This window comes from Thalassovita sp. (assembly GCF_963691685.1).
Lineage (GTDB): Bacteria > Pseudomonadota > Alphaproteobacteria > Rhodobacterales > Rhodobacteraceae > Thalassobius.
In genome coordinates this window covers 661,478-687,108 of record NZ_OY829290.1, presented here as the reverse complement: position 1 = coordinate 687,108, position 25,631 = coordinate 661,478, and the positions used below count along the sequence as shown (strand labels likewise).

28 protein-coding genes and 1 tRNA gene are annotated in these 25,631 nt (G+C 56.8%); 15 read left to right on the top strand and 14 right to left on the bottom strand.

What is annotated here, in order from left to right:
* Positions 1-33: 33 nt before the first annotated feature.
* The 4 genes from bhcD to bhcA form a co-directional block, all read right to left on the bottom strand.
* Positions 34-999 carry an iminosuccinate reductase BhcD gene (gene bhcD, locus ACORLH_RS03365; RefSeq protein WP_321831190.1) on the bottom strand — a complete coding sequence of 322 codons (966 nt, stop codon included), beginning with the start codon at positions 997-999 and terminating at the stop codon, positions 34-36.
* Positions 1,000-1,087: 88 nt separating this feature from the next.
* On the bottom strand, positions 1,088-2,251 hold the full coding sequence (gene bhcC, locus ACORLH_RS03360) for a 3-hydroxy-D-aspartate aldolase BhcC (RefSeq protein WP_321831189.1): 1,164 nt from the start codon (positions 2,249-2,251) through the stop codon (positions 1,088-1,090).
* Positions 2,252-2,271: 20 nt separating this feature from the next.
* On the bottom strand, positions 2,272-3,240 hold the full coding sequence (gene bhcB / locus ACORLH_RS03355) for a beta-hydroxyaspartate dehydratase BhcB (protein WP_321831188.1): 969 nt from the start codon (positions 3,238-3,240) through the stop codon (positions 2,272-2,274).
* Positions 3,240-4,430 (bottom strand): L-aspartate--glyoxylate aminotransferase BhcA, encoded by a 1,191-nt coding sequence (bhcA, locus tag ACORLH_RS03350; RefSeq protein WP_321831187.1) that lies wholly within the window; start codon positions 4,428-4,430, stop codon positions 3,240-3,242. The genes bhcB and bhcA overlap by 1 nt, the downstream gene beginning before the upstream one ends.
* Before the next feature lie 196 nt (positions 4,431-4,626).
* Between bhcA and bhcR the strand changes: the two genes are divergently transcribed.
* A complete protein-coding gene (gene bhcR / locus ACORLH_RS03345; protein WP_321831186.1) occupies positions 4,627-5,463 on the top strand; it encodes an HTH-type transcriptional regulator BhcR in 837 nt (278 codons plus the stop codon).
* Here bhcR and ACORLH_RS03340 read toward each other — a convergent pair.
* Both ACORLH_RS03340 and ACORLH_RS03335 read right to left on the bottom strand, forming a co-directional pair.
* A complete protein-coding gene (locus ACORLH_RS03340; RefSeq protein WP_321831185.1) occupies positions 5,460-6,782 on the bottom strand; it encodes an MFS transporter in 1,323 nt (440 codons plus the stop codon). The two genes, bhcR and ACORLH_RS03340, sit on opposite strands and share 4 nt — an antisense overlap.
* Before the next feature lie 9 nt (positions 6,783-6,791).
* Positions 6,792-7,052, bottom strand: coding sequence for a metal-sensing transcriptional repressor (locus ACORLH_RS03335; protein WP_058243247.1), 261 nt, complete (start codon positions 7,050-7,052; stop codon positions 6,792-6,794).
* Positions 7,053-7,150: 98 nt separating this feature from the next.
* Here ACORLH_RS03335 and ACORLH_RS03330 point away from each other — a divergent pair, with 98 nt between their 5' ends.
* From ACORLH_RS03330 to ACORLH_RS03320, 3 genes are all read left to right on the top strand, one after another.
* A complete protein-coding gene (locus tag ACORLH_RS03330; protein WP_321831184.1) occupies positions 7,151-7,540 on the top strand; it encodes a hypothetical protein in 390 nt (129 codons plus the stop codon).
* Between the two features lie 148 nt (positions 7,541-7,688).
* Complete coding sequence (locus ACORLH_RS03325) at positions 7,689-8,339, top strand: HupE/UreJ family protein (RefSeq protein ID WP_321832763.1); 651 nt, start codon at positions 7,689-7,691, stop codon at positions 8,337-8,339.
* A gap of 15 nt (positions 8,340-8,354) precedes the next feature.
* Complete coding sequence (locus ACORLH_RS03320) at positions 8,355-8,981, top strand: transmembrane anchor protein (RefSeq protein ID WP_321831183.1); 627 nt, start codon at positions 8,355-8,357, stop codon at positions 8,979-8,981.
* Positions 8,982-9,037: 56 nt separating this feature from the next.
* Here the strand turns inward: ACORLH_RS03320 and ACORLH_RS03315 are convergent, their stop codons facing one another.
* The 3 genes from ACORLH_RS03315 to ACORLH_RS03305 form a co-directional block, all read right to left on the bottom strand.
* A complete protein-coding gene (locus ACORLH_RS03315; RefSeq protein ID WP_321831182.1) occupies positions 9,038-9,583 on the bottom strand; it encodes a TetR/AcrR family transcriptional regulator in 546 nt (181 codons plus the stop codon).
* Positions 9,584-9,661: 78 nt separating this feature from the next.
* Complete coding sequence (locus tag ACORLH_RS03310; RefSeq protein WP_321831181.1) at positions 9,662-11,158, bottom strand: MFS transporter; 1,497 nt, start codon at positions 11,156-11,158, stop codon at positions 9,662-9,664.
* 319 nt (positions 11,159-11,477) lie between these two features.
* Positions 11,478-13,271, bottom strand: a complete 1,794-nt coding sequence (locus ACORLH_RS03305) for a hypothetical protein (protein ID WP_321831180.1) — start codon at positions 13,269-13,271, stop codon at positions 11,478-11,480.
* A gap of 542 nt (positions 13,272-13,813) precedes the next feature.
* On the opposite strand from ACORLH_RS03305, the gene ACORLH_RS03300 reads away from it, so the two are divergent.
* From ACORLH_RS03300 to ACORLH_RS03255, 10 genes are all read left to right on the top strand, one after another.
* Positions 13,814-15,004 (top strand): tyrosine-type recombinase/integrase, encoded by a 1,191-nt coding sequence (locus ACORLH_RS03300; protein ID WP_321831178.1) that lies wholly within the window; start codon positions 13,814-13,816, stop codon positions 15,002-15,004.
* 145 nt (positions 15,005-15,149) lie between these two features.
* Positions 15,150-15,959, top strand: coding sequence for a hypothetical protein (locus ACORLH_RS03295; RefSeq protein ID WP_321831177.1), 810 nt, complete (start codon positions 15,150-15,152; stop codon positions 15,957-15,959).
* 192 nt (positions 15,960-16,151) lie between these two features.
* Entirely contained in the window at positions 16,152-16,388 is a 237-nt protein-coding gene (locus ACORLH_RS03290; protein WP_321831176.1) for a helix-turn-helix domain-containing protein, read from the top strand.
* Positions 16,389-16,524: 136 nt separating this feature from the next.
* Entirely contained in the window at positions 16,525-16,743 is a 219-nt protein-coding gene (locus tag ACORLH_RS03285; protein ID WP_321831175.1) for a hypothetical protein, read from the top strand.
* Positions 16,744-16,925: 182 nt separating this feature from the next.
* The gene (locus tag ACORLH_RS03280; RefSeq protein ID WP_321831174.1) at positions 16,926-18,077 is read left to right on the top strand and encodes a hypothetical protein; all 1,152 of its coding nucleotides are present in this window, start codon (positions 16,926-16,928) and stop codon (positions 18,075-18,077) included.
* A 148-nt stretch (positions 18,078-18,225) separates the two neighbouring features.
* Complete coding sequence (locus ACORLH_RS03275; protein ID WP_321831173.1) at positions 18,226-18,603, top strand: hypothetical protein; 378 nt, start codon at positions 18,226-18,228, stop codon at positions 18,601-18,603.
* Between the two features lie 250 nt (positions 18,604-18,853).
* Positions 18,854-19,819 carry a CBASS oligonucleotide cyclase gene (locus tag ACORLH_RS03270; RefSeq protein WP_321831172.1) on the top strand — a complete coding sequence of 322 codons (966 nt, stop codon included), beginning with the start codon at positions 18,854-18,856 and terminating at the stop codon, positions 19,817-19,819.
* A 7-nt stretch (positions 19,820-19,826) separates the two neighbouring features.
* On the top strand, positions 19,827-20,342 hold the full coding sequence (locus ACORLH_RS03265) for a hypothetical protein (RefSeq protein WP_321831171.1): 516 nt from the start codon (positions 19,827-19,829) through the stop codon (positions 20,340-20,342).
* Between the two features lie 2 nt (positions 20,343-20,344).
* A complete protein-coding gene (locus ACORLH_RS03260; RefSeq protein ID WP_321831170.1) occupies positions 20,345-21,271 on the top strand; it encodes an ATP-binding protein in 927 nt (308 codons plus the stop codon).
* A gap of 3 nt (positions 21,272-21,274) precedes the next feature.
* Positions 21,275-22,033 carry a DUF6602 domain-containing protein gene (locus ACORLH_RS03255; protein ID WP_321831169.1) on the top strand — a complete coding sequence of 253 codons (759 nt, stop codon included), beginning with the start codon at positions 21,275-21,277 and terminating at the stop codon, positions 22,031-22,033.
* Positions 22,034-22,060: 27 nt separating this feature from the next.
* Here ACORLH_RS03255 and ACORLH_RS03250 read toward each other — a convergent pair whose 3' ends face one another.
* The 5 genes from ACORLH_RS03250 to ACORLH_RS03230 all read right to left on the bottom strand — a co-directional run bounded on the left by ACORLH_RS03250 (position 22,061) and on the right by ACORLH_RS03230 (position 25,046).
* Positions 22,061-22,603, bottom strand: a complete 543-nt coding sequence (locus tag ACORLH_RS03250; protein WP_420719794.1) for an SH3 domain-containing protein — start codon at positions 22,601-22,603, stop codon at positions 22,061-22,063.
* Positions 22,604-22,852: 249 nt separating this feature from the next.
* Positions 22,853-22,929 (bottom strand) — tRNA-Arg (locus ACORLH_RS03245).
* A gap of 142 nt (positions 22,930-23,071) precedes the next feature.
* Entirely contained in the window at positions 23,072-23,716 is a 645-nt protein-coding gene (locus ACORLH_RS03240) for an alpha/beta family hydrolase (RefSeq protein WP_321831168.1), read from the bottom strand.
* A gap of 6 nt (positions 23,717-23,722) precedes the next feature.
* Positions 23,723-24,646: an MYG1 family protein gene (locus tag ACORLH_RS03235; RefSeq protein WP_321831167.1), complete on the bottom strand. Its 924-nt coding sequence runs from the start codon at positions 24,644-24,646 to the stop codon at positions 23,723-23,725.
* A gap of 88 nt (positions 24,647-24,734) precedes the next feature.
* Complete coding sequence (locus ACORLH_RS03230; RefSeq protein ID WP_321831166.1) at positions 24,735-25,046, bottom strand: ETC complex I subunit; 312 nt, start codon at positions 25,044-25,046, stop codon at positions 24,735-24,737.
* Between the two features lie 154 nt (positions 25,047-25,200).
* On the opposite strand from ACORLH_RS03230, the gene ACORLH_RS03225 reads away from it, so the two are divergent.
* Positions 25,201-25,518 carry a hypothetical protein gene (locus tag ACORLH_RS03225; protein ID WP_321831165.1) on the top strand — a complete coding sequence of 106 codons (318 nt, stop codon included), beginning with the start codon at positions 25,201-25,203 and terminating at the stop codon, positions 25,516-25,518.
* Positions 25,519-25,631 lie beyond the last annotated feature (113 nt).

Here is a 25,631-nt window from a genome sequence, read left to right as displayed (position 1 = left end):
GGGGCGCCCGTGTTCTATTCGGCAATGATGCGATCAGAAATCCACTTCGATCGCGGTGCCTTTTTCGATCGCCAGCTCCACCACACGGGCGGCAACCGCCAGATCCTGCAGACCAACACCGGTGCCATCAAACAGGGTCACCTCACTGTCCGAAGCCCGCCCGCCATGGGTGCCGTTGATAACCGCGCCCAGCTGGGTGATTTGATCCGCGGTGAGCGAACCATTCGCCACCGCATGTTGTGCCTCACCCAGGGTGGTGGATTGCGCAACCTCATCGGTAAAGACGGTGGCACGGGTCAGCAGATCCGCCGCAACCTCTTGTTTGCCAATGGTATCGGTGCCCATGCAGGCGATATGGGTGCCATCGCTGATATGCTCAGACAGGACAATCGGATCAAAGGAGGAGGTGATGGTGATCACGACATCAGCCTCTTTCAAACCGGGCAGGTCCACCGCTTCAAACGGCAGCCCGGCCTCAGCCGCAACCTTTTCCAGATTGGGCAGCATTTCGGGGTGCAGGTTCCAGCCGATCACCTTTTCAAAGCTGCGCTGCTCCAATGCGGCGCGCAGTTGGAACGTCGCCTGATGGCCTGCCCCAACCATGCCGATGACCTTGGCATCTTCGCGTGCCAGATGCTTAATCGAAACAGAAGATGCCGCCGCGGTGCGCAGTGCGGTCAACAGGTTACCGCCCACCATCGCCGAGACCTTGCCGGTGTCAGGGTCGAACAGGAACACGGTGGACTGGTGATTGATCAGCCCACGTTTTTCCAGATTATGCGGCCAATACCCGCCGGCCTTCAGACCCAGGGTCGAACCGGCGCGGTCAAAGCCCCCCTTGAAGCCATAAAGCGCCTCTTCATGGCCCAGTGCCTCGCGGATGACCGGGAAGTTATAGGCGTCTTCGGCTGCCATCGCGGCAAAGACCTGTTCAACCGCATCAAAGGCGGCGGCACGGGTCATCAGATCCGCGATGTCACGTTCAGGAACGATATACATTTGTTTTCCTTACGAGTTTGATCCCAAAAAGAACTGGCAGAGCCTATGATGGAAGGGACATGAAGCTCTGCCAGCGAGGGGGGGGGGATCAGTAGGCCTTGCCGCGTGCGGAGACGGGCCAGAGGGTTTCAACCTTGCCGTTGCGCACACCGACATACCAGTCATGGACATTGGCGGTCGGATCACAGTGGCCGGGCACAAGGCGCAGTTTCTCACCCACGGCCAGCTTGCCATCAGGATCGGCGACAACTCCGTGTTCGTCCGAGCATTTCACGTATTCCACGTCATCACGGCCAAAGATCACCGGCAGGCCGCTGTCGACCGACTGGGCCTTCAGACCTGCGTCCACGATCGCCTTATCCGCCTTCGCGTGGCTCATCACCTGGGTCAGAATGAAAAATGCGTTTTCCCATTCACCCTGATCGATGCGCTTGCCGTCCTTGTCGAGGATCCGACCATAATCCGCATCCATGAAAGCGTAAGAGCCACACTGAAGCTCGTTGTAAACGCCCGAGTTGCTTTCGAAGTAATAGGACCCGGTGCCACCGCCCGAAACCAGTTCGCAGTCGATACCTGCGGCTTTCAAACCCGCAACCGCGTCCTGAACCTGCGCGATGGCCACGTCCAGCTTGGCTTTGCGATCCTCATAGCTGTCCATGTGCTGCATCGCGCCTTGGTAGGCCTGAATGCCGGTGAACTTCAGCCCTTCGGCCGCGTCCACAGCCTGCGCGATTTCCACCACAGCCTCAGTGGTGGTCACGCCACAGCGGCCCGCGCCACAGTCAATCTCAACAAAGACTTCCAACTGGGTGCCGTGCTTCTGCGCCGCCGCCGACAGTTCGGCAACGTTGGCCAGATCGTCAACACAGACGATGATCCGGCTGCCCAGCGTCGGCAACTGCGCCAGCCGATCGATTTTCATCGGGTCCCGCACCTGGTTGGACACCAGCACATCCTTGATGCCGCCGCGGACGAACACCTCCGCCTCGGAAACCTTCTGACAGCAGACGCCAACCGCGCCGCCCAGACGTTCCTGCAGCTTGGCCACATCCACCGACTTGTGCATTTTACCATGCACCCGGTGACGCATCCCATGCGCCGCCGCATAGTCGCCCATCTTCTTGATGTTGCGCTCCAGCGCGTCCAGATCCAGCACCAGCGCCGGGGTCTGAATATCGGCCTCATCCATGCCCGGCAGCGCCGGAACATCATAGCCCACGATCATTTTCGACAGATCAGTTTGCACGTTCATTTTCCTTTTCCCCTTATACTTTAGCCGTTCAGCCAGGGCAGTTTGTCAAGATCGACATTGCCGCCAGTGACGATCAGACCAACGCGCTTGCCGGCGAAGGCCTCTTTGTTTTTCAGAATGCAGGCCAGCGGCACCGCCGAGGACGGCTCCATCACGATCCGCAGGTGTTTCCAGATCAGTTTCATCGCATCGATGATCTCCGCTTCGGAGGCGGTGTAGATCTCGCTGACGTGGTTTGTAACGAAGTGCCAGGTCAGATCCTTCAGCGGCACCAGCAACCCATCGGCGATGGTTTTCGGCGCGTCATCCGCGATGATGTGACCTGCCTTGAAACTGCGGTAGGCGTCATCTGCTTGCTCAGGCTCGGCCGCGATCACTTGCGTTTCCGGCGCCAGCGTTGCCAGCGTCAGACAGGTGCCGGAAATCATGCCGCCGCCGCCAATCGGGGCGACAACCGCGTCCAGACCATCAACCTGCTCCACAAACTCGCGCGAACAGGTGCCCTGCCCGGCAATCACCCGCGGGTCATTGTAGGGATGCACAAAATCGCCACCGGTTTCTGCCTGCACCTCAGCGAACGTCGCTTCACGGGAGGAGGTCGAGGGTTCACATTCGGTGATGATGCCACCATAGCGGCGCACGGTGTCTTTCTTGGCCTGCGGGGCGGTGCGCGGCATGACCACGTTACAGGGAATACCCCGTTTCATCGCCGCATAGCTGAGGCAGGAGGCATGGTTGCCAGAGCTGTGCGTTGCCACACCTTTGGCCGCCTGCGCCTCATCCAGCCCAAAGACCGCATTGGAGGCCCCGCGCACCTTGAAGGCGCCCGGTTCCTGAAAGTTTTCGCATTTGAAGAACAGCTGCGCGCCGCTCAACTCGTTGAGGAAATCCGAAGTCCGCACCGGCGTGCGCCGGATGTAGGGCTGGATCCGCGCGTGTGCGGCCAGCATGTCTTCGTAAGTCGGGATATACATCGCGTTATCCTTCATCACGCCGCCGCCTTGGCCGGCGCGGCATCCTGATTGCGGTAGTAATCCTGTGCGGCAGCAACACCTGAGCCGAGCGTGATATCCAGCCCCAGATCGACCATGCACATTTCCGCTGTGGCGATGCCGGAGAGCGCCATGACATCGGTCAGGCTGCCGAGGTGACCAATGCGGAACACCTTGCCCGCGACCTCCCCCAGACCAACCCCAAAGGCGACGCCGTATTTTTCGGCCGCAAGGGTCACGATCTCGGTGGCGTTGAACCCATCGGGTGTGCGGATCGCGCTGACACTGTCCGAATAGACATCTGGCGACGCTGCACAAAGGTCCAGCCCCCAGGCACCAACCGCGGCGCGAACGCCCGAAGCAATGCGGTTATGACGGGCAAAGACGTTTTCCAGCCCCTCGCCCAGCAGCATATCACAGCTGAGTTTCAGCCCGTTCAGCAGGCCAACGGCTGGCGTGTAGGGGTAGGCATTGTTGGCATAGCCCGCCGCCATGTCGCGCACGTCAAAGAAGGTGCGCGGCAGCTTGGCGGTTTCAATCGCTACCATCGCCTTGGGGGAGAAGCCAACAATGGCCAGACCGGCAGGCAGCATGAAACCCTTCTGCGATCCGGTCACCGCAACATCCACGCCCCATTCTTCCATACGGAAATCCATCGACGCGATGGAGCTGACGCCATCCACAAACAACAGCGCCGGGTGACCCGCCGCATCCAGCGCACGGCGCACCGCCGCGATGTCGGATTTCACGCCAGTGGCGGTTTCATTGTGGGTGGCCAGAACAGCTTTGATTTCGTGGTTCGTATCTGAGGTCAGGATCTCTTCATAGCGATCCGCCGGCAGGCCTTCGCCCCACGGGGTTTCAACAATGGTGACATCCAGATCGTGGCGCTGGCACATGTCGATCCAACGATGACTGAACATCCCGTTGCGGGCCGCAAGGATCTTGTCACCCGCGCTCAGCGTGTTGGTCAGGGCGGTTTCCCACCCACCGGTGCCGGAGGCCGGGAAAATGAAAACCTCTGCCGATTTTGATTTCAGCACCTGTTTCACACCGGCAATTGCGGGATGCAGGATCTGACCAAACAGTGGTGACCGGTGGTCCAGCGTCGGCATATCCACCGCCTTGCGCAGCACCTCAGGCATATTGGTGGGGCCGGGGATGAATACGGGGTTTTGAAAGCTCATGATCTGCCCTCCTGTGGCGATTAGATCCAGCCTATCCCGGTCAAATGACGGATGAAATTTTTTTGAAAAACGTTTTCATAAATTGAAAATTCTTAAAATAATTGTTTAAAAACAATGCTATTGATTTTTTCATTGAGCAAAAGCTATTTTCAACAAAATGGAAAAACACCTCTACAAAACCATAAAGAGGATGAAAATGAGTGACGAAATCCGCCGCAAAGGCCGGCCCAAAGCCTTCAGCGCTGACCCCAAGGCCAGCACCATTCAGGCGTTGGACCGGGCCTTTGATGTGCTGGATGTCATTGCAGCGCACAGCGGCCTGACCCTGTCTGAAATCGCCACCACGCTGGATCAGTCGCCCGCCACGATGCACCGGGTGCTGGCCACGCTGGAGGCCCGCCAGGTGGTGGAAACCGACCCTGTCCGCCAGACCTGGCATATCGGCGCTGCGGCCTTTCGTCTGGGCTCCGCCTTTCTGCGCCGTTCTTCCGTGGTGGAGAGGGCCCGCCCGCTGATGCGCGCCTTGATGGAGGAAACCGGTGAGACGTCAAATCTGGGGATTGAGCGCAATGGTGAGGTGATGTTCCTCAGTCAGGTCGAAACCCATGAATCGATCCGCGCCTTTTTCCCGCCCGGCACCCTGTCGCCCATGCATGCCTCCGGCATCGGCAAGGCCCTGCTTGCCGCCATGCCCGAAGAGGAGGTCAGCAAGCGGTTACGCCACCTGACGCTGGAGCGGTTCACCGATAAAACCATCCTCACCTCGGCCGAGCTGCAGGCGGATCTGGTCCAGATCCAACGCCGTGGCTGGGCCTTTGACGATGAGGAAAAGGCGCTGGGGATGCGTTGCGTCGCGGCGCCCATCCGCAATCTGCATGGTGAACCTATCGCGGGCCTGTCCATTTCAGGCCCGGTGCAGCGCCTGCGGCTGGATCGGATTGAGCATATCGGCGCAAGGGTCCGCGCAGCCGCCCAACAATTGTCGCAGGATCTTGGTGCCCCAGACGGGCCAAACGGATCACCCACCAACTAGAAATGCGTCGCCCAGCGGGGATGGTCGCCATCGATGACCAGCGCGTGACTGTGGCGATGCCCGCCGCCCTGCAGATGCGGATGGTCGGCTGGCAGATTGTCATGGGTGTGCTCAACCTCAACCGGATCCCCAACCGGCCAGAGCCGCAGCGCCATCACCATGCCCAGCGTCGCCAATGCCGCCAGCACCAGCAATGCCGGCTGCAGCCCGAACCGCGCCATCAGCCAGCCGGCCAGCGGATAGGTGATCAGCCAACAGGCGTGCGACAGGGCAAATTGCGCGGCAAAGACAGCCGGGCGATCCTCCGCATGGGCCGAACGGCGCAGCAGCCGCCCCGAGGGTGTCAGCACCGCAGAATAGCCCAGCCCCATAATGGCCCATGTGATCAACAGCATGGCCCAGCTCAACCCGTTGAGCGCAGTTGTGAGCGAAAGCAGCAGCAAGGCCGCCACCATCGCGCCCGCCCCCGTCATCATCACTGGCCGGTCGGCCACCCGGTCCAACAGCCGCGGCAACAGGAACGCCGCCACCATCGATCCAAGCCCAAAGGCAAACATCGTCCAGGCCAGCGCGGTTTCCGACAGAGCCAAATCTGCGCGCACCAAAACGACCGAGTTCACCAGCACCATTGCGCCCGCCGCCGAGACAGCCAGGTTCAACCCCATCAACCCACGCAAGCGCGGTGTGGCGAAAAAGATCCGCGCGCCCAGTGTGGTGCGATCATAGACACCCCGTGGCGCGGTGGGTTTGGGGCTGGGTATCATCACCGAAACGATCAACATGGCCGAGGCCAGGAACCCCGCCATCGTGCCAACAAACAGCGCATTATAGCTCAGCACCATCAACACCAATGCTGCCAGGGTCGGGCTGATAATGTTTTCCAGATCATAGGCCAGACGCGACAGTGCCAGACCACGGGTGTAGCGGTCTTCTTCCGGCAGGATATCGGGAATGGTGGCCTGAAACGTCGGCGTGAACCCGGCCGAGGCCGCCTGCAGCAGGAAGATCAGTACATAGACCTGCCAGATCTCACTGACAAAGGGCAGAGCCACCGCAACGCCTGCGCGGATCAAATCCAGCGCCACCAACAGCCTGCACCGGTTGATCCGATCCGCAAATGCACCGGCGACCGGCGCGATGGTCACATAAGCCACCATCTTGATGGTAAAGACCGCCCCCAGCACCATCCCCGCCTGATCACCGGCCAGATCATAAGCCAGCAGCCCCAGCGCGACCGAGGCTAAGCCAGTGCCCAAAAGCGCAACAATCTGCGCCCCGAACAGATGACGGAACCGGCGGTCTGACAGAATGGAAAACATGGCTAGCCCTTACAAATATCGGGAAATGGCTTTTAACTCGGCGCGCTGTTCCTCCAGCGTGCCCTCTTCCAGACAGTGGTCCATGTGGTCATGGATCAGGGTCTGTTTCGCGTTACGCAGGGCGCTTTCCACCGCCTGCAGCTGCTGCGCCACCTCGCGGCAGGGTTTGCCCTCTTCAATCATCCGAATGACGGCTGACAGGTGCCCGTTGGCCCTGTTCAAACGGGAAATGATCTTGGGGTGGCTCTCATGTCGATGGGGATGTGTCATGTTGACAATATCCTCCCCCGGGGGATAGATGTCAATATCCTCCCCCGGGGGTTACCGGGGAGTACTGAGGGCAAGTGTTCCGGAAAGGATTCCCCATCGTGTCACGCAGTGGACCGATCAATCTCAACGCGCGACGCCCCAGGCAGGCCTGCCTGTGGCTGCTCAGCGCTTTGATACTGTTCTGGTCGCTGACACCGATGGGGGCGTACCTGCCGTCGCAGACAAACCTCATCGCGGTGCAGGCCGAAATGATCGCGGATCACGGCCACAGCCATGATGATCTGTCTGATCGGCTCTGGGCGCAGCATGGGCACAGCCATGACGTCACCGACCATGACCATTCCGCTGCAATGATCCTGCAGCAGCCCCAAACGGGTTTTGAGGCCTCGTGGCGCGGCAATGCCTTCCTCTGGGCCAGCCTGCCCAAGGCGCCCCCGGTCTTTCGACGGGACCGCCCGCCCCGCCAACCGTCCGCATCCCTGAGCTGAGGCGCACCCGCGCCTTGCACCACTGATGCTGCGCGTTGGCTGCTGCCATCTGCGCATAATGACGGAGTCTCTGATGAGCATTCACTTACGGGTTCCGCCCGCCCTGCCGATCTGGCGGGGGGCGAACCTGATCCTATTCACCTGCCTGATGGTCCTGCTGGCGACACAGGCGCAGGCCCATAACGTCACCGAAGGCGACGCGGGCTATATTCAGGAAATCTGGGGGGTAAACATCATCCCCTTCCTCTACCTCGGGGCCAAACATATGGTCACCGGCTACGATCACATCCTGTTCCTGCTGGGCATCGTGTTCTTCCTTTACCGGATGCAGCACGTGGCGATCTATGTCAGCCTGTTTGCCCTTGGCCATTCAACCACAATGCTGCTGGGGGTGTTTTTCGGCTGGAACGTCGACGCCTATCTGATCGATGCCATCATCGGCTTTTCGGTGATTTACAAGGCAATGGACAACCTCGGTTGGCTGCGCCGCGCACTGGGGTTTCAGCCCAACACCAAGGCCGCGACGCTGATCTTTGGCCTGTTTCACGGGCTGGGGCTGGCGACCAAAATCCTCGATTACCAGATCGCACCGGATGGGCTGCTGACCAATCTGATTGCCTTCAATGTCGGGGTTGAGATCGGCCAGATCCTTGCCCTTGGCGCCATCCTGATCGTGATGGGTTTCTGGCGCCGGCGCCCCGGCTTCTGGCGGCAGGCCTATGGCGCCAATCTGGTGATGATGGCCCTTGGGGCCTGGCTGATGATCTATCAGATCACCGGTTTTCTGAACGCAGCTTAAGACGAGGTTACTCAAATGGAAAATACACCCAAACCCACCCTGGAAGAGCTGCCAACCAAGGCGCAGCTACGTCGCTCCAGCCTCATCGCCTGTGGTCTTGCCGCGCTACTGGCCATTGGCGTCGTCCTGCCAGCGGAAACCGGCAAGGATCCGATTGGGCTCGGGCGGTTGACCGGCCTGCAAGCGATGGGGCAGATCAAATCGCAACTGGCGGAAGAGGCGGAACAGGACCGTCAGGCGGAGGAAACACCCGCTCAGGAGCAAGCCGCCCTGCCACAACGGCTCTTTAACTTACTCATCTCCAGCGCTGCCGCGCAGGAGGCTGAGGTCTGGCGTGATGAGATTTCGTTCACCCTTGCCCCCGGCGAAGGGATTGAATGGAAGCTGGTCATGACCAAAGACGCCACAGCCGCGTTTCGCTGGTTCACCGATCAGGGGCGGGTCAACTACGACCTTCATGGTGATGGGGGTGGCCGGTCGATCTCCTACCAGAAGGGGCGTGGCACCGCGGGTGAGGCCGGCACCCTCACCGCGGCCTTCACCGGCAATCACGGTTGGTTCTGGCGCAACCGGGACCGCAAACCTGTGACGGTGACCGTGCAGCTTCGCGGGGATTACAGCGCGTTGAAACGCACCTACTAAAACAAAAGGCCAGCGCATCGGATGCGCTGGCCTTGTCCCTTATGACCAAAGCAACCTCAGTCCTTGGGCGCAACGCCCACCAGTTCCGCCAGACGCTGCCCGATGCGGGCCTTCAAGTCGGGTGAGATCGGCTCCGGCAGGATGGCGTCATTCAGCCACAACCCATCTGACGCCAGACGTGCGATGTAACGATCAAGCGCCGCCGCATCCCCCACGCCAGGTTCTTCCGGCGCCCAGCGATCCATCACTTCCCGCCAGAACCGGTTCAGTTCAGGATGGTCCAGGCTTTCCAGCATCAGCAGCAATTCAGCCCGGGTGGTCGCCGCCAATGAGCCCGCCGTATAGGCCGCAGCCCGCACCTTGGGGTCCGACAGATCCGCCCCCTCTGGCAGGGAGGAGGTCATCTCGGCCTCCCAGACGCTGGCCATATGCTCATGCATGGCGCTCAGTAGCGCGTCGCGGGTGGGGAAGTGATACATCAATCCGCCCCGGGTCAGCCCGGTGCGCTCTGCCACCCGGTCAAAGGTCAGGGCAGTCAGCCCTTCGTCTTCGATCAGCTCAACCATGCTGGCCAGAATGATATGCCGTTTACTTTTACGCATTTATGCCCCCGCTCCGTGGACTTGCCAGCAGGGCGGACCAAAGACACCGCCTTTGGTCACACCCCCTGCACAGCCGATTTAATGGCCGGCATGTAACACTGCCCGTGTGTGGAAACCATAGTCCCTGAGCAGCCGCGATGCCAACAACGCCCCTGCCCCGATGACACCGGCAATCACATAGAGCACCGCCACATAGGCGCGGTCAAAGGCCTCGGCCGCCGCAGCCTTCAGCGCCGCCTCCTGCGGCCCCATGCTGTCAGCCAGTGCCAGCGCAGCGGCGACACTATCACGCGCGCCGTCAGGTGCGCCCGCCGGCAGTTGCAGCCCCAGACTGTAAAGCCCCGAGATCAAGCTGCCGAGCAGCGCAACCGCCAGGAGCCCGCCCAACTCGTAAGAAACCTCTTCGACCGCACCAGCCATGCCCGCCCGATGTTCCGGCGCGTTGCCGACAATGGCCATTGAGGCGACCGAGAACACCGCCCCCAGCCCAAGGCCCAGCAACACCAGCCCAGACACCATCCAGACCATGCCCTGGCCAAAGGTAACAGCGATCAAGAACGCCGCCGCACTGGACAGCGCCAGCCCCCCGGCGATCAACAAACGCAGCCCCAGAACATGCTGGAATGCGCCACCAATCAGCGAGGTTGGCAAGGTGGAGACCGCCACGATCGACACCAGATACCCCGCCTCAATCGGGGAATAGCCACCGACCAGTTGGAACCGCTGCGTGGTCACCAGCTGCACGCCGGAAATCGTAAACAGCGCAAAGGCCGCGGCCAGAACACCAGACATAAAGGCCGGGTTGCGGAACAGCGCAAAGTCCAGCAGCGGATAGGTCATCCGCGCCTGACGGCGCACAAAGATCACGCCGCCGATCAAGGCAATGACCAGCGCCAGGGCCGGACGCTCAAAGGAACTGGCATAGGCCGCTTCTTTGATAGCGATCACCAATGCGCCCAGCACCACCATGGCCTGGAAGGAGGAGATGAAATCCCAGCGTTTGCTGGCATCCGGCTGGCCCTTCGGTGCCACGATCAAGGTCGCTACAAAGGCAGCGGCGCCCACAGGAATATTGATCAGGAAAACCGCGCCCCACCAGAAATACTCCAGCAGCAAACCGCCCAGGATCGGCCCCAGCGCCGCGCCAACAACTGCCAGCATGCCCCAGATCGCAAAGGCCAGGCCGCGCTCGCGCTCGTCATCGAAACTCACCCGAATAAGCGCCAATGTGGCCGGCATCATCAAGGCCGCACCAACCCCCAGCACGGCACGCGCGCCGATCAAAACCAGCGGCACCGGCGCAAAGGCTGCAATGCCAGAGGCGGCGGTAAACACCACCAAGCCGATCATGAAGATCCGGCGATGGCCAAACCGATCCCCCAGTGTGCCTGCCCCCAGCAACATCCCCGCCATCACCAGCGGATAGGTGTTGATGATCCACAACAGCTCGGACTGGCTGGCCCCCAGATCCGCCGTCAATGTCGGCAAGGCCGTGTAAAGAATAGAGTTATCGAGGGTGATCAACATCAACCCAGTCGCCACGGTGACCAGCACCCACCATCTGTTCGCTTGCATCTCTGCACCTATTTGATTCGCAATTTCACTTCGTAACTATGCATTCATGAATGTTAAGTAAAGATTTCAAACGGAGAGGTGCCAGAGGCGGCGGCGCCATAGTTTGGAACAGCCCATTTCAAAAACTGCCCAACTCCAAAACGTATTTTGAGGACACAGCGCTGCAATCCCGCTGAATAGCGGGGCACTGTTTAGCCAAGTTTTCATTGGTATTCGGCTTTAGATCGCCGAAACACGATCTGGAGTTAGCCGGCATCCCAGCGCCGGCATCCTAGCGCCGGGATCACGCAAGCGGCCCGGCCAAATCTTGATGGCCTGCTTAGCTCACGGCGCGTCGCAAAGTTTCAAAAAACCGCTCCACCTCAGACATCAGCAGATCCGCATTGTCCCACCGGGCAAGCGCATCATCCAAGACAGGGGCATTGTACAATGCGCGCTCAATAGCCTCCGCGACCCCCCTGCCGGACAGCTCATGGATCAAAGTGTGCGGATAGCCAACGCGGGCCAAAATCCCGGCAAATGCACACTGCGATGACAAAATCAAATGACGGCGTGCCGCAACAGCCTCAAAGGCCACGCCAGATCCTGTGTCTTTGTAAAAGGCAGGATCGTAGGGCAGGATGACCGCATCAAGTGACAGCAGCGCGGCGTCATAGGCCATTTGGTCCAATGGATCGGGTTCCCAGATTATTTTCCGATCGGCAACCAAACGCGTCACTTGATCCTGCAGCGTTTCCTCACGCTCGGCATATTGTGCGTCAAATGTTGAAAAGCTTGCCTCCTGAGCCTGCACAAAAAGCTCAACATTCGATCCATCCAAATAGTCCGCAGCATCAAATATGTGATGATGCCCCCTCGAGGGCCGGCATGTTCCGACAGACCCAATCCGTCGCTCGGGCCGCGCCAGCTTTCCAACTGATGAGCCACCCTCAAACCGCAGTGAAGGCAAGAAAGGCAATAGGAAAATCTGCTCTTCCGCGACACCAAAATCAGCAACCAGTGCATTGATGGCATCCACTTCTGAGAAGACCGTCAGCGTGATTTTCGGATGCTGCTGCAACAAGGTGATTGCGCTTTTCAAAACGTCGATTGCGACCTGCCGCTCCGCCGGTGGATCCGACAAAAAATCGTTAAACAGCAAACCGATAACAAGCGTCACACCCGTTTCAGGAAAACTGCCCTGGACGAACCAATTGGCAAACCCCAAGAGGTCACCGGGCAGCGTATAAGGATAGATAACGATCGGCGCCGAAATTTCTGGCAGCCCGCCGAAAGTTTGCACCATACGCTGATACGTCACCTCATTAAACGCTGCAAGCGTCTCAGGATAGGCCGGCTGCCGACGGAAAAACCACGGCGTAATATTCAAGCTTGGGCGAACCTCCTGCGCCACAATCGCCGAAAGCGCCGGGTTGCTCCGCAGATCAGTACCACCATGATAATCCACGCGTGACACGGGCACAGATAAGCGCTCTTGCGCAGAGGCTAGCAAAAACTGCGCAAACATTTGCCCATGGCCGATTTCCCCGCTCATCGCCAGATCAAGCACCAAGACATCAGCATCAGGCTGCAGGGTCTGGACGGCACTTGGCTTGGCCTCCCTTGTAGGATCAAGGGGGCTTTCAACCACGCTGTTTGGCAATGAAAAGAGGTAGTAGATCAAATCCAAAACACCGGATTGGATGGTGTCACGGTAGGTCTCGCGATTCGGATGCACCAGCTCAAACAGGTTTCGGGCAAGCGACACACATCCAATATTGATCATGATCAGGATGGCCCAAATGACGGCCGGGTCGTCTTTGTAAATCGACGGCGCGCCACATCGCGCCATGACAGCAATCGCGCCAGCCCGATCACCGGTTGCAGCAAAGGCGTTGGCCAAGGAGGTCGCGATCTCAAGGTCGTTGGGATTATCTTGCGAAACCGCCATGCCGATCTGCACGATTTTCTCATCTTCGCGCCGACGCCACCATGCCTCCAGCGCGGCGCGACGGCCTCCTTTGTCTTGCAGCAGGAGCGTTTTGTTTTCATCGACAAACCGCGCGGCCTGTTCGATATCCTGTTCCAACAATGCCCAAACTTGTTGCGAAACAGAGAGCCCATCTAGGGACATAGGCCAGCCTTTCGTGCCAAAATCGGATTTCGTAAAACCACTGCAAGAACAAAAACTCAGCGCGAGGGTAGATAGCGGCGTGCGAGGATGCCAGTAAAAATTTCGCCATATGAGTGCTCAAAGCAGTATAGGAAATCGCTCTAGCCGCATGATGCCATCGCATTTTTACAATAGGCTGGGATAAAATCGCTTACGCTCGCTGCAAAAGCGACCCTCATGCGTCGCTTATCACCTTACCAAACACGAAACGCACCGCCTTCTCGAATTAATTCAGCGGCAGGTCTTGAAGCTGAGGTTTCTTCTCAAAGCTTGGAAAATGGCGATCCCTGAAGGACTCGAACCCTCAACCTGCTGATTAGAAGCGGTGATCAAGGCATTTCGCCACACTTCTCCCACCCGCGCCAAACGGCCAAAAATTTATTAAAAACAACAAATTACGTTGACGATCATTTCTCATGTGGCGCATGAATTACGCCAGAAATCGCCACCATTTGCTTCCTTATAGCTTCCGGAAAATTGTAACCAAATTGGGTATTTTGGATATGTTCAAACTGACAAAACGCACTGTTGAAAGCTTGGTCATCGAAGACAAAGACTACCTCACTTGGGATGGTGAGTTGCGTGGGTTTGGCGTGCGCGTGTACCCATCTGGGAAGAAGACCTATCTGGTCCAGTACCGCGTTGGGAAACGCACCCGCCGCTACACCATCGGCCAGCATGGTGCCTTGACCACCGAGGAAGCCCGGAAAGAGGCGAGAAAGCTGCTTGGCGATGTTGCCAAGGGGGATGACCCCTCTGGTGACAAACAGAAGCGTATGCGCGCGCCCACAGTGGCGGCGCTCTGCGACCGCTTCATGCGGGATTATGCAGAACGGCACTGCAAACCTTCCACGGTGCGCAGCTATGCCATGATCATCCGCCACTACATCGTGCCGCAACTTGGCCCGATGCTGATTGAAGAAGTGCAACGGGCTGACGTTGCCGCTATGCATTTGAAGCTCAGCGACCGCGCCCCTTATCAGGCAAACCGGATGCTTTCCCTTGTCTCCAAGATCTTCAACACTGCCGAGGATTGGGGGCTGCGGCGTGAAGGCAGCAACCCCGCCACCCGGATCAAGAAGAACCGCGAGGAAGAGAAGAAGCGATACCTGCGCAATGACGAACAGTTGCGTCTGGGCGAGGTGCTGCAGGAATGCCTGGAAGACGGCAGCGAAACCATTCACGTGGTTTCAGCCATCATGTTGTTGATGCTGACCGGCTGCCGCCGCAATGAGATCACCACGTTGAAATGGGATTACGTGGATTACAACCGTCTGGAACTGCCCGACAGTAAGACCGGCAAGCGCCGCATCCCGCTACCGCGTGAGGCATATGATATCCTCATGTCCCTGCCCCGCATTCCCGGCAACCCGTATGTGATCCTGGGCAAAACCGATGACGGCCACCTCACCGACCTAGAACGCCCCTGGCGGCGCATCCGCGAAAAGGCAGGTTTGGAAGATGTGCGCATTCACGACTTGCGGCATACCTATGCCTCTGTGGCCGTAAACAACGGGATTGATCCCTTCATGCTGAAAGAGATCATGGGTCATAAGAACCTATCCACCACCCTGCGCTATTCTCATCTGGCAGATGACGCGGTGCAACGTGCCGCCGGTTCTGTGGCAAGTCGCTTAGCTGGTGCGCTGGGACAACGACCGCCTCACGCAACGCCCCTGCGCGTAGTACGATAGGAGCGTTACTCTATACGTTTAACTAAGGAAAAGTCCGCATTTTTCAGGCTCTAGTCACTTAAGTAATTAGAAATCCTGTCAGGCTCTTGCAGGTGATTTCACTAAAGGGCATCAAAGGTCCCGCAAACGACCTATGGATGCAAGCATGTCTATCAGCCCTTACCAATCTTACTATCTCCTGCTCGACGCTTTTGACAAAACCGGATTGGCAATGTTTGGCAAAGACTGGACAGGGCACGAGGTCAGGGCCGCACCCGTTGATCCTGATCCGTTATCCGTACGGGCAGAAATCGAAAAGATTGAAGCCAGGCTTGAGCAGATAAGTCTCCAACTGAGCGATATCCACAAAACACCTATTAAGGAACTGACACCTGGCGAACGCGCCCGTCAGGCTAAGGACTTAAAAGCACTCAGCGACGAACAAAAGGACCTGCGTTGCCAATATGCTGAATTGCCTGATGTGTCGGACATGAGTGACAAAGGTTCGCTGGCCTTCAGTCGACGCATGGACGTTGAGAACGCGCTAAAAGACGCGTTCAAATCTGGTGCGTTGTCGCTCATTGTCGCGCAAAATACGCGTGTCGAGTGGGAAGTCTGGTCCGCAGAAATCGGGTTCAGTGTGGCTTTCTTTAGATCCCTCGTTGCTTGCCCCAACCAGCTAATGAACTTGGACACTGCCCCTGGCTTTGTGGTGAAAACCGAGTTTGATCGCTGGTTATATCGCTTTCAGAAAACAAATGCGGGCATCGAAACCCTTTCGGCGTTTGCAAAGATTGAAGATTTTCTGCGGCACGAATTTGCCAAAGATCCTGACTGCAACACTCCCAAGCAAGCCTTCAAAGCACTCGCTAAAGAAAATTTGAAGGATTACAGCCGCGACCGCTTTGACTTAGTGTGGGCAACCGTCGCTCCTGCGGAGCGCAGCAAGGGCGGGCGCAAACGAAAATCCAAATAAACTATCCGGATAAACCGGACGGTTTCGAGGCCTACTTGGGGTCGACCAGCTCAACGCACTGAAATAAAACAATTTTTGAAAAAATAAATTGCCGGACGATTAAAGTTTATCGCCCCCTCCTATTTCCGCTTTTTGCGCCATTCTACCTTGGTTCCATCAAAACAACGCTAACCCAGCAGATGGAAACCAAACATGACACACCAGCAACAAGCCCAAGGCTTTGAACAGAACCCCAACCGCCTCATGGATGAAAATGAGGCCGCAGAAATGCTCTGCTACTCCGTACGCGCCCTGCAGAACTGGCGTTATCGCGGCGGCGGGCCGAAGTTCATCAAAATCTCTGCCCGCTCTGTACGCTACGCCTATGGCGACGTGATGGAGTGGATTGACCAGCGCCGCGTTGCCAACACCGCGCAAGCGCCCAGCTAACACAATTCAGTTTTGCCCGCGTCGTGCCTGGCAGCGCCGCGCGGGATTTTGGGGCCGGATGGCTCTCCCAGGGGCGTGGGCGAAACGGTTCCCCGCCCCTTTCTTATGCAAACTCGTCACTTTGAAAGGAAAAACAATGACGAACACACCCGCACAGAAATTCAAAATCGGCCTCGTTACGGCCACCATCTGGGACAACGACGGTTTCTTCTCCATCGACCTGTCACGCTCTTACAAGACCGATACGGGCGAATGGCGCAACACCAACAGCTTTCACCATTCCGATCTGCTGAACCTGGCTAAATGTGCTGAGCGCGCCGAAATCTGGATTGGCCGTCAATCCTTCAGCAAATGAACCAGCCAGCCGGAGCGCCCGTCGCTCCGGCCCCAAAACACATGCTGCCCCGCCGGAGGCAGCAAGGGGCAACGCCCCGTAGCATCCCCGAAAACCCAAACAGACCAACGGCATGAGCCGAAAAGGGGGGTGATAGTAGCACCCCCCTCTAGAAATACGACAACCAAGCAAAGGAACCCAAAATGCAAATTCTTCACAAAGGCTTCGATACGATCACACTGGCCATCAAGGCCAATCTCCCCCATGACCTTTTCGAACTCCTGGCAGCGGAAAAGGAACTGGCAGAGGCCGAACGTGCCCCCCGCCCTATCAGCTATGGCGGCGCGGATTTTGACCTTCAGCCACATGGCGGCGGCGGCTATGCCTTCCTGCTCACAGGCGGGCCTATGGATGTGCGGTGGGCCTTCAAGAAGCCCAACAGCAAAGATCCCTGGGGAACCCGTGTCACGGTCGGCTCAACGCTGCTGGCGACACAAGGTTTGGGCTTTGTGCGTGCCCACCTGGACAAGACACTTACCCGGCTTGGGATTAGATACCTTGCCGAACATGTCAGCCTGTCCCGCGTTGATTTCTGCATCGATGTTCTTGCGCCAGATTTTGAACTGAACCCTGAAAACTTTGTGCTGCACAGCCATAGCAACCGCGCCGATCACATCACCCCAGATGCCGAAATGCGCAGCAACGGTAAGTCAGGTCGGTTTACGTCTGTGACCGCAGGCAAGATGCCAGGGCGGCAAGTCATCATCTATGACAAGCGCCGCGAAGTGATCGACCGCCGCAAGCCGATCTGGTGGGACATTTGGAACGCCAGCCGGGAAGCTTTGGGCGAAACCCCGCTTGATCCTAAGGACCGTGAAACAAGCCAAATCTGGCGGATTGAGTTACGTGCTGGGAAGAACCTTCTTAAGGATCGTTGGAATATCCGCACCTGGGCAGATTTCGACAACAAATTTGGCGACTTGATTGCGGAGACATTTGAAAAGGTCCGATATGCCGAACCTGACCATGGCGACAGCAACCGCGCCCGCTGGCCCAATCACCCTGTCTGGGAATTGGTGAGCGAAGTGGCTGACGAAGACCTGCAAGAGCTACGCAGTCACCTGGAAGTGGACAAGGTGAAGTCGGTACACAAAGCGGATCACATCAAGCTGATCATGACGCTGCTGACCGGCAATGCAGTCACGCTAGCCGCAATGGAAGGGACAACCGAAGAGGCGCTGCCGGACTACATGGCGTCCCTGGGCAAACGCTTGAAAGACGACATCCACACCAATCCCAGCCGCGCGGCAAACAAGCTGAGCGAGGCCAAGGCGCGGTATCGATTTATTGGGTAGCGCAACACCAGGCCATATTTTGAACCACTTGCAGTTATTCCTATTTGGCCGAAACCGCGCTAGGCATCTCGCTTTCTTACAACTTTGTAGCCTTGCAACATGGCTTCCATGGTAATTTGTGGACACGTCGCAAAATTGAGGCCCAATTATGACAAAACTACCAGTAAAAACCCTTCCATCTGGAGACAATGGACGCCTTCTGGTCCGTCTTAATCACAAGTACCGGGAAATAGTACCGCGTTATGGCTTTGCGCAGTTAACGAACGCAAAGAACGCAAATGCTGTGAACGTACTTCTCCTTGGCCACGATGACGACACAGCCATTTTCATGCCTTACGACATCAGAAATGCCCTGGGTGTAAGCAAGGGAGGTGAGCTCAAATTTACTGTCAAAAAAGTTGGAGCTACTAGCAAGGTTTTATGGCTTCTTCGTTCTCCCGATCCGGCGGTGCACATGCCGGCTTTGCTTGCAGCAGCCTCAGTTCTCTTGGGCATCCTTAGCGTATTGATTGCTCTACTCGGATGATTTCAGACTAAACCTACGTCAGCTTGCAGTGACAATTTAGGAATAAATCCTTTCTAAACACGCATCTCGTAAATTCATTTCTTGATCCTTTTCTTGAATGTTTCGTTTCATTAACAAATTCGGGGCCCCAAAAAAATTTGAAAAATGCAATAAATCTTGCTGGTGCCCCTTGGAGCTACCAGCCATCATCCCTATATTTACCTCTCAACCGCCCAGGAATCGCAATATATAGAAGGGAAGGGAGCATGTAGTGTCGTTGGATCATGTTGGCCACGCTGAAATCGCGAAGTTTGCACAGAACAAAGTAAACTTACCGAAGGAAAAATCGGACGAGTACAAAAGGCAAGCGAAAAGACTGAGAGATAAGCTAGAAGACTACCTCAAAGATCATCCAAACTTTTCTCTCAAAAAGATGCTTCTTTCAGGAAGCATCGCGAAGGGCACCGCTCTCAAAAGCATCAACGATATCGATGTTGCTTGCTACATTTCTGGATCTGATGCTCCAACCGATGTGGGCGAATTGCTCGAATACCTTGCGGAACGGTTGCGAAGTGCCTTTCCCAATTTTTCACCTGATCAAATTCAACCCCAAACCTACTGTGTGACCGTGTCCTTCAAAGGTTCGGGATTGGATGTTGATGTTGTTCCCATCCTGAACGGCTCAGAACCCGATTGGTATGGCGATCTCGTGAGCCAGGAAGACGGTTCGTTTCTTAAAACCAGCATCCCAAGACATCTTGAATTTTGTAGGAAACGCAAAGCACAGCAAGAGAAGCACTTCGCACAGGTGGTTCGGCTTGCGAAGTTTTGGGTTCGGCGCATGAAAAGCACGCATCAAGGGTTCAGATTCAAGTCGTTTATGGTCGAAATGATCATGTCAAAACTCCTCGACGAAGGTCTTGATTTTTCAGACTATCCAGAGGCGCTCCAAGGATTTTTTACCTACATTCTGAAAACGGAACTGAGAGAAAGGATTTGGTTTGACGACTACTATGCACAATCAGCTATAGGCAGTTTTGATGAACCAGTGCAAATTATTGACCCAGTCAATCCCGAAAACAACGTTTCGAAGCTGTATACTGATCAGCAAATTGATATGATTTTGGACGCAGCAAGCGACGCGAGTGACGCAATTGATTGGGCACTTACCGCGACCACAAAGTTAGACACAATAAACTGTTGGCAGAAGGTCTTCGGACCTTCGTTTAGCGTGTGAGGTTATCATGTCTTCTAGCTACACAGTATCCACAACCTCATCTTTTACGATCACGCATGCCAAAAAAATCGCGTCGAAGCTGGCGGCGGATTTGATGCGAATGCATCGCCTGTACGGCTACCCGGCTCGTACCGCGATCCCCGAATACGAAGATGAAATAGCTCGACTCCTTCAGGCGGGGTACCTTGAAAGCGTTAAATATGGCTTTCAACGCGATGGAAAGTGGATAGAACCCACACTTGAATACAAATCATCAGACGTTTTTGGTTTGAATTTTGACGACGACGATCCTGGCCGCGTGCCGAGGAACAAAGATGTATCCAATGCAAAATTTCACAGCTTCCTAAACTACAACAGTAACTGGTGGAAACTTGGTACTGATGAACGCTCTTCTTTCGAAGGCGGATTACCATTCCAGCGAACGTCTGGGGAAGATGTTGGGTATTCGGGCTATTTTGACAGTGACAAAAGCTACACTGCGGGTGGGCGCTCGCTGTCTCGCTCTACACTACGGAACTTCTAAACATGCAAGAAATCAACGTGCACGGACTGTTTGAGAATACGACCCAGTTTCCAGACGTAGACGCCAAACAAAGGCTAGCTGCCTTAATAGGGATTGAAGCAAAAAAAACGCGGCTTAGCAAAATGCTCGCGTTACTGATTGACGAAAGTAGTCTCATTCGATGGCAGGAAAAGTTTCATCCAGACGCTTTCATGCTCAACCGCATGGTTACCAACAGGCCACCATTGGTCATATTGGAAGGCGACGTTGGCTCCGGGAAGACAGCGCTTGCCGAAAGCATAGGTGATGCGGTCGCTCGAATGTATGATCTTGAGATCACATTGTTACCCTTGAGCCTTTCGAGCAGGGGCCAAGGCCGAGTCGGCGAAATGACCCAACTTTTATCTGCCGCCTTTGAATACACCTGCAAACAGGGCGAACTTTTAAAGGGCAACGGTGGCCAGGCTTCTGGAGGTATTATCCTGCTCATAGATGAAGCTGACGCTCTCGCGCAGTCGCGTGAACATTCTCAAATGCACCACGAAGATAGAGCGGGAGTTAACGCCTTTATTCGTGGAATTGACAGAATCGCCAATGCGCGCGCGCCAGTTGCAGTTATTATGTGTACTAACCGCCTCAACGCACTCGACCCTGCGGTCCGGCGTAGAGCAGCAGAAATCATACGTTTTGGACGCCCAGACGAGGCGGAGAGGCGAGAAGCTCTTGCGCGGTTGCTGCATGGTGTCGGCTTAACCGAAGCCGAAATCGGACAGCTGGTTACGGTGACAGGACCGGGTGCCGGCCGTGAAAACGGCTTAACATACTCTGATTTAACTCAGCGCCTTGTGCCATCTATAATTATGGACGCCTTCCCAAGCAAGGCAATCTCGGGTGCGCGGGCAATTAAGATAGCTCAATCTCTCCCTGAAACCCCACCGTTTGAGGGCTAAGAAATGGTTGACTGGTCACTCGCCCAGCTACTTGCCGGAATGCATGAGAATGTACGCAAAAACTTGGAGCTAGCGAGAACAAACTTCGCGCACCCTGGTACAAAGGGAGATGCTGCAGAAAACGTCTGGATTGATCTCTTTAACGAGTATTTGCCTGAACGCTACACCGCCCGGAAAGCGCATATCGTAGACAGCCAAGGCAATCAGAGTGATCAAATTGATGTGGTTGTTTTTGATCGGCAGTATACGCCTTTTGTGTTCACGATGGGCGGGCAGATCACAATCCCTGCCGAGAGCGTTTATGCAATCTTTGAAGCCAAGCAAACCGTGAATGCAAGCCATCTCCAATATGCAAAGGCGAAGATAGAGAGCGTCAGGAAACTGCATCGAACGAGCCTGCCGATTCCTCATGCTGGAGGCACGTACAAGCCAAAGCCTCCAATCCCAATTATCGGAGGGTTCCTTGCGCTAGAAAGCGACTGGTCTCCTAAACTTGGTAAAAGCCTGATTAAGAACCTACAATCTAAGGACGAGTCACATCGCCTTGAAATAGGATGTGTCGCTGCCCACGGCTCGTTTTTCTGGAACAAGGAACAACAACAGTATTGCGTTGATCAATCTTCGACCGCTGCCTCCAAGTTCCTGTTTCAGCTCATCTCCCTTTTGCAATTCAGTGGAACGGTGCCTATGATCGACGTAATGGCATACGCACGATGGTTGGATCAGAACAAAAAAGACTTACACAAAAATGTGGCCAACTAAGCCGAAAGAGTTTGCAATAGATAACGCCTACTCACAGGCCCAACCATCGCCATCCCGATCCAACCGGTACACATCTGGCCCAATCACCCGCACCGGTCCACGCACGTAAGCGGGGCCGTTGCCGCGTCCGCCTGCGCAATCGACGTCGCTGGCGATGGGAACGCATTTGCCGGAATAGTTTGGGTGGCAGCTTGATTGCTTGCTTTGCGCAACCACGGGCGTTTTGCTGGCATTACGGGGAGCCGATGGTTGCGTTGTTGAGATATAGCGGGCGGACATCCAGGCAGGGCCTGACGGGCTGTTTAGCTTAGCCCAGCCGCCTTCAATTCGGACAACACCAACACGATCCCCTTTTCGAACCTGATCGATACGTTGATAGGATGTTCCTGGACCGGTACGAACGTTCACAACATTCCCCGTCACAAAGTAGACATCATAGGCCCGTGACTGCACCGCTTCGGCGGATGGAACACTCGCACGCACGGAATGCGACGGCAGGCCGTCACTTCCCAATTGGCCAAGCCCCCAAATGGTGCCAGCAGCCACAAGCCCCCACTTCAAACGTCTCATCGAAAACCAGACTCGTTGCCAAATATGAAACTAGTTAAGATTTGGTTAACGCACAGGTCAAGGCTGTAGAAGCCTGAAAATTAACATCCCAAAATAGGCAAGCCAGTTGTGGCTCCTCTTTCACTCCGATGTACTTGAACAACACCTGAGTTTTGCCTCCCGCTTGCTTCCGTATTGCTTCCGGCGGCAAGAGGACCTCACATTCCGTATGTGGAATGATTTACAAGTTATTGATATAATTTATAAAAATGGCGATCCCTGAAGGACTCGAACCCTCAACCTGCTGATTAGAAGTCAGCTGCTCTATCCAGTTGAGCTAAGGGACCGCTCTGTGGGCCGGGGGCTGGTGGGGTATCTCACCCTCTCGGGCCCCTGTGGCACTCGGATCCGTATAGCGGATCGGATTTGAAAGCAAAAGGCCAGCGGCGCCGGTTGTGGCACAAAATCTAACCTGCCGGAAACCGGTGCTCAGAGGGTGGCAATCCAGGCCGCAGCGCTGTGGCAAATCTGGTCCAGCTGGCTGGCGTGATCACGGCCGGTGACACGCTTGCGGGGCTTTAGATCATGATCGCCGTCTTCGGCCCAACACATGGAAATCATGGGCGAGAGCGCGTAATCGGCCACCTCTTCCCGAGAGCCAAAAGGATCGCGGGTGCCGTGGCAGATCAGTGTTGGCAGGCGCAGGTTGGCCAGATGGGCGGTGCGCAGTTTTTCCGGTTTGCCTTGCGGATGAAACGGGTAGCCGAAACACAACAGGCCCTGCACCTTTGCCTGATCGCCCAGATCATCCGCGATCAGACTGGCCACCCGGCCGCCCATGGATTTGCCGCCGATGACCAAAGGACCGGCGCCAATTTGGCCCCGCAAGTCTGTGACGGCCTGACGATATTCTTCGCTCAGCAGTTCCACCTTGGGCGGGGGACGTTTCGACCCGCCGTTGCGCCGTGCCGCCATATAGGCAAACTCAAACCGTGCCACGCGCAGCCCGGATGCCGCCAGCCGTTCGGCCAGCATGGCCATCACCGGATTGTCAATCGCCGCCCCGGCCCCATGCGCCAGCAGCACGGTGGCAGGGGCCTTGTTTGGGCCGTCAAACAGGAACTGAACAGCCACGGCGGATTACACAGCCGCCGCCGCCACAGCCAGATCGGCCATGGCCAGGATCGCCGCCCGGCTGTTTGCCACCGCGATAAACAGGCCGTTGTGGCAGAACTGCGCGCCAGCGACGCCCGAGGCCTCTTCCAGCGCGGCGCCGGTCAGGCCGGCCCAGGCGGCGGGCAAGTCGGCGCGGGCTTCAAACGTGCCACCGCCTTTGCGGATGGTGGTCAGCGCCCAATCGCCGCCGTCGCGGGGATGGATGACAAAAAGCAGATGATCGGCGCCGGCTTTCTCAACCGCAGAGCGGAACGGCATGCCCATCGAAAGCTCCAGCACCTGCGATGGGCCAGCCGCAGTAATTGCCTGCAGCACCATAGCCTCGGCGCGGCATTTTCCCGCCTTTGCCCGCACTGCGGCTTCAACAAAGGCTCCGGCAATGGGCAGCGCCGCCATAAAGGCGTTGGTGTCCGCCTCAGGGCTGCGATCATCAAAGGCGGGTTTCAGCGTTTCCAGCAGTTGCGGCAGGGTGATGTCCGCCAAAGGTCCGGCAACTGACGGGTTCACCGCGCCATTGTCCAGGAGGTCCACCGGCAAAACAAAGCTTTGGTCGATGGCGCCATGCACCTCCTCCAGATCTGCCTCGGGCACATCAAGCGCCCGCAGGTAATCGCGGCCATAGTGGTGCCAGATCAGGCCAAAGGAACTGTAAGGATCACCGCTGGGGCGCAGGGGGTTGGGCCGCTGGTGGTGGTCAAAAATCCCCGCCTCGGCGTCATAGGCCCGGCCCACATCATAGATCAGCTTGCCTGCGCCCGGTGTCGTCATCGCCGCATCGCGGGTGCGGATCAGCTGGGCGTCAGGAAACAGGCGGGTCAGCACCACCGAGGACAGCAGCTCATCCGCGTGAAAGCCGCCGGAATGGGTGATCAGATGGGTGATGGTCATCGGGGGGTCCCCTGCTCAGAAGTAAAACAGGCGGCCCGCTGGCCGCCCTTCTGTCTGCGAGACCCGAAAAAGGGCCTTATCTCTGCGCTTAGTGGGTCCAGGGACCACGGCGATTGGTGGCAAAGTTCTCACCATAACCGCCAGCGCGCAGGTTGGGTTTGCGGGTCTGCGGCGTCAGCACAACGGCCTCCAGCCCCTTTTCCTCAGCGTATTCCAATGCTGCTTCTTTGCTGTCGAACTTCAGGCGCACCTGCGTCTGGGTGTCCCCGCTTGAGATCCAACCCATCAGCGGATCGATATCGCGGGCCTCAGCCGGTTCGTAATCCAAAACCCACTGACGGGTTTTGGCCATGCCGGACTGCATCGCGTTACGGGCGGGCTGATAGATTCGTGCGCGCATCGGCGTCTCCTCTTGTTTGGGGTGTTATCGGGAAACTTGCCCCATTTTGCAAGCATCTCCTCACAGCCATCACCCTGCTGACAGAGGGCTGTCAGCAGCCCCCTGTTAGGAGGGTCCCATCACGAAAATCAGCATCCCAAAAGGAGACAAACCGATGCAAGACACAACACAGAACCACGTGATGGAAACCGTACTGTTCAAACTCAAAGACGGCGTGACCACCGATGCCTTCCTCAAAGCCGCCGAAGCCTCCGTCACCTATGTGGAAAGCTGCAGCGGTTTCATCTCGCGGCGCCTGTCCGGCGCAGCGGGCACCCAATGGGTGGAAACCATCGAATGGGCTTCACTGGCAGATGCCGAGGCAGCATCAGCAGGGTTGGCCGCAGCCGAGGGGATTGGCGATTTTCTGGCAGCGGTGGATGAGACCAGCGTCGCAATGCATCACACCCAGGTGCAGCTGAGCCTGCGCTGAGCCACATAAAACAAAGGCCCTCACCCGAAATGGGTTTGGGCCACGTTTTATTGAAATGTTCAAAACACTTTAGCCAAGAACCCTAACAGGACATTGGCTGCCAGCCAAACCGC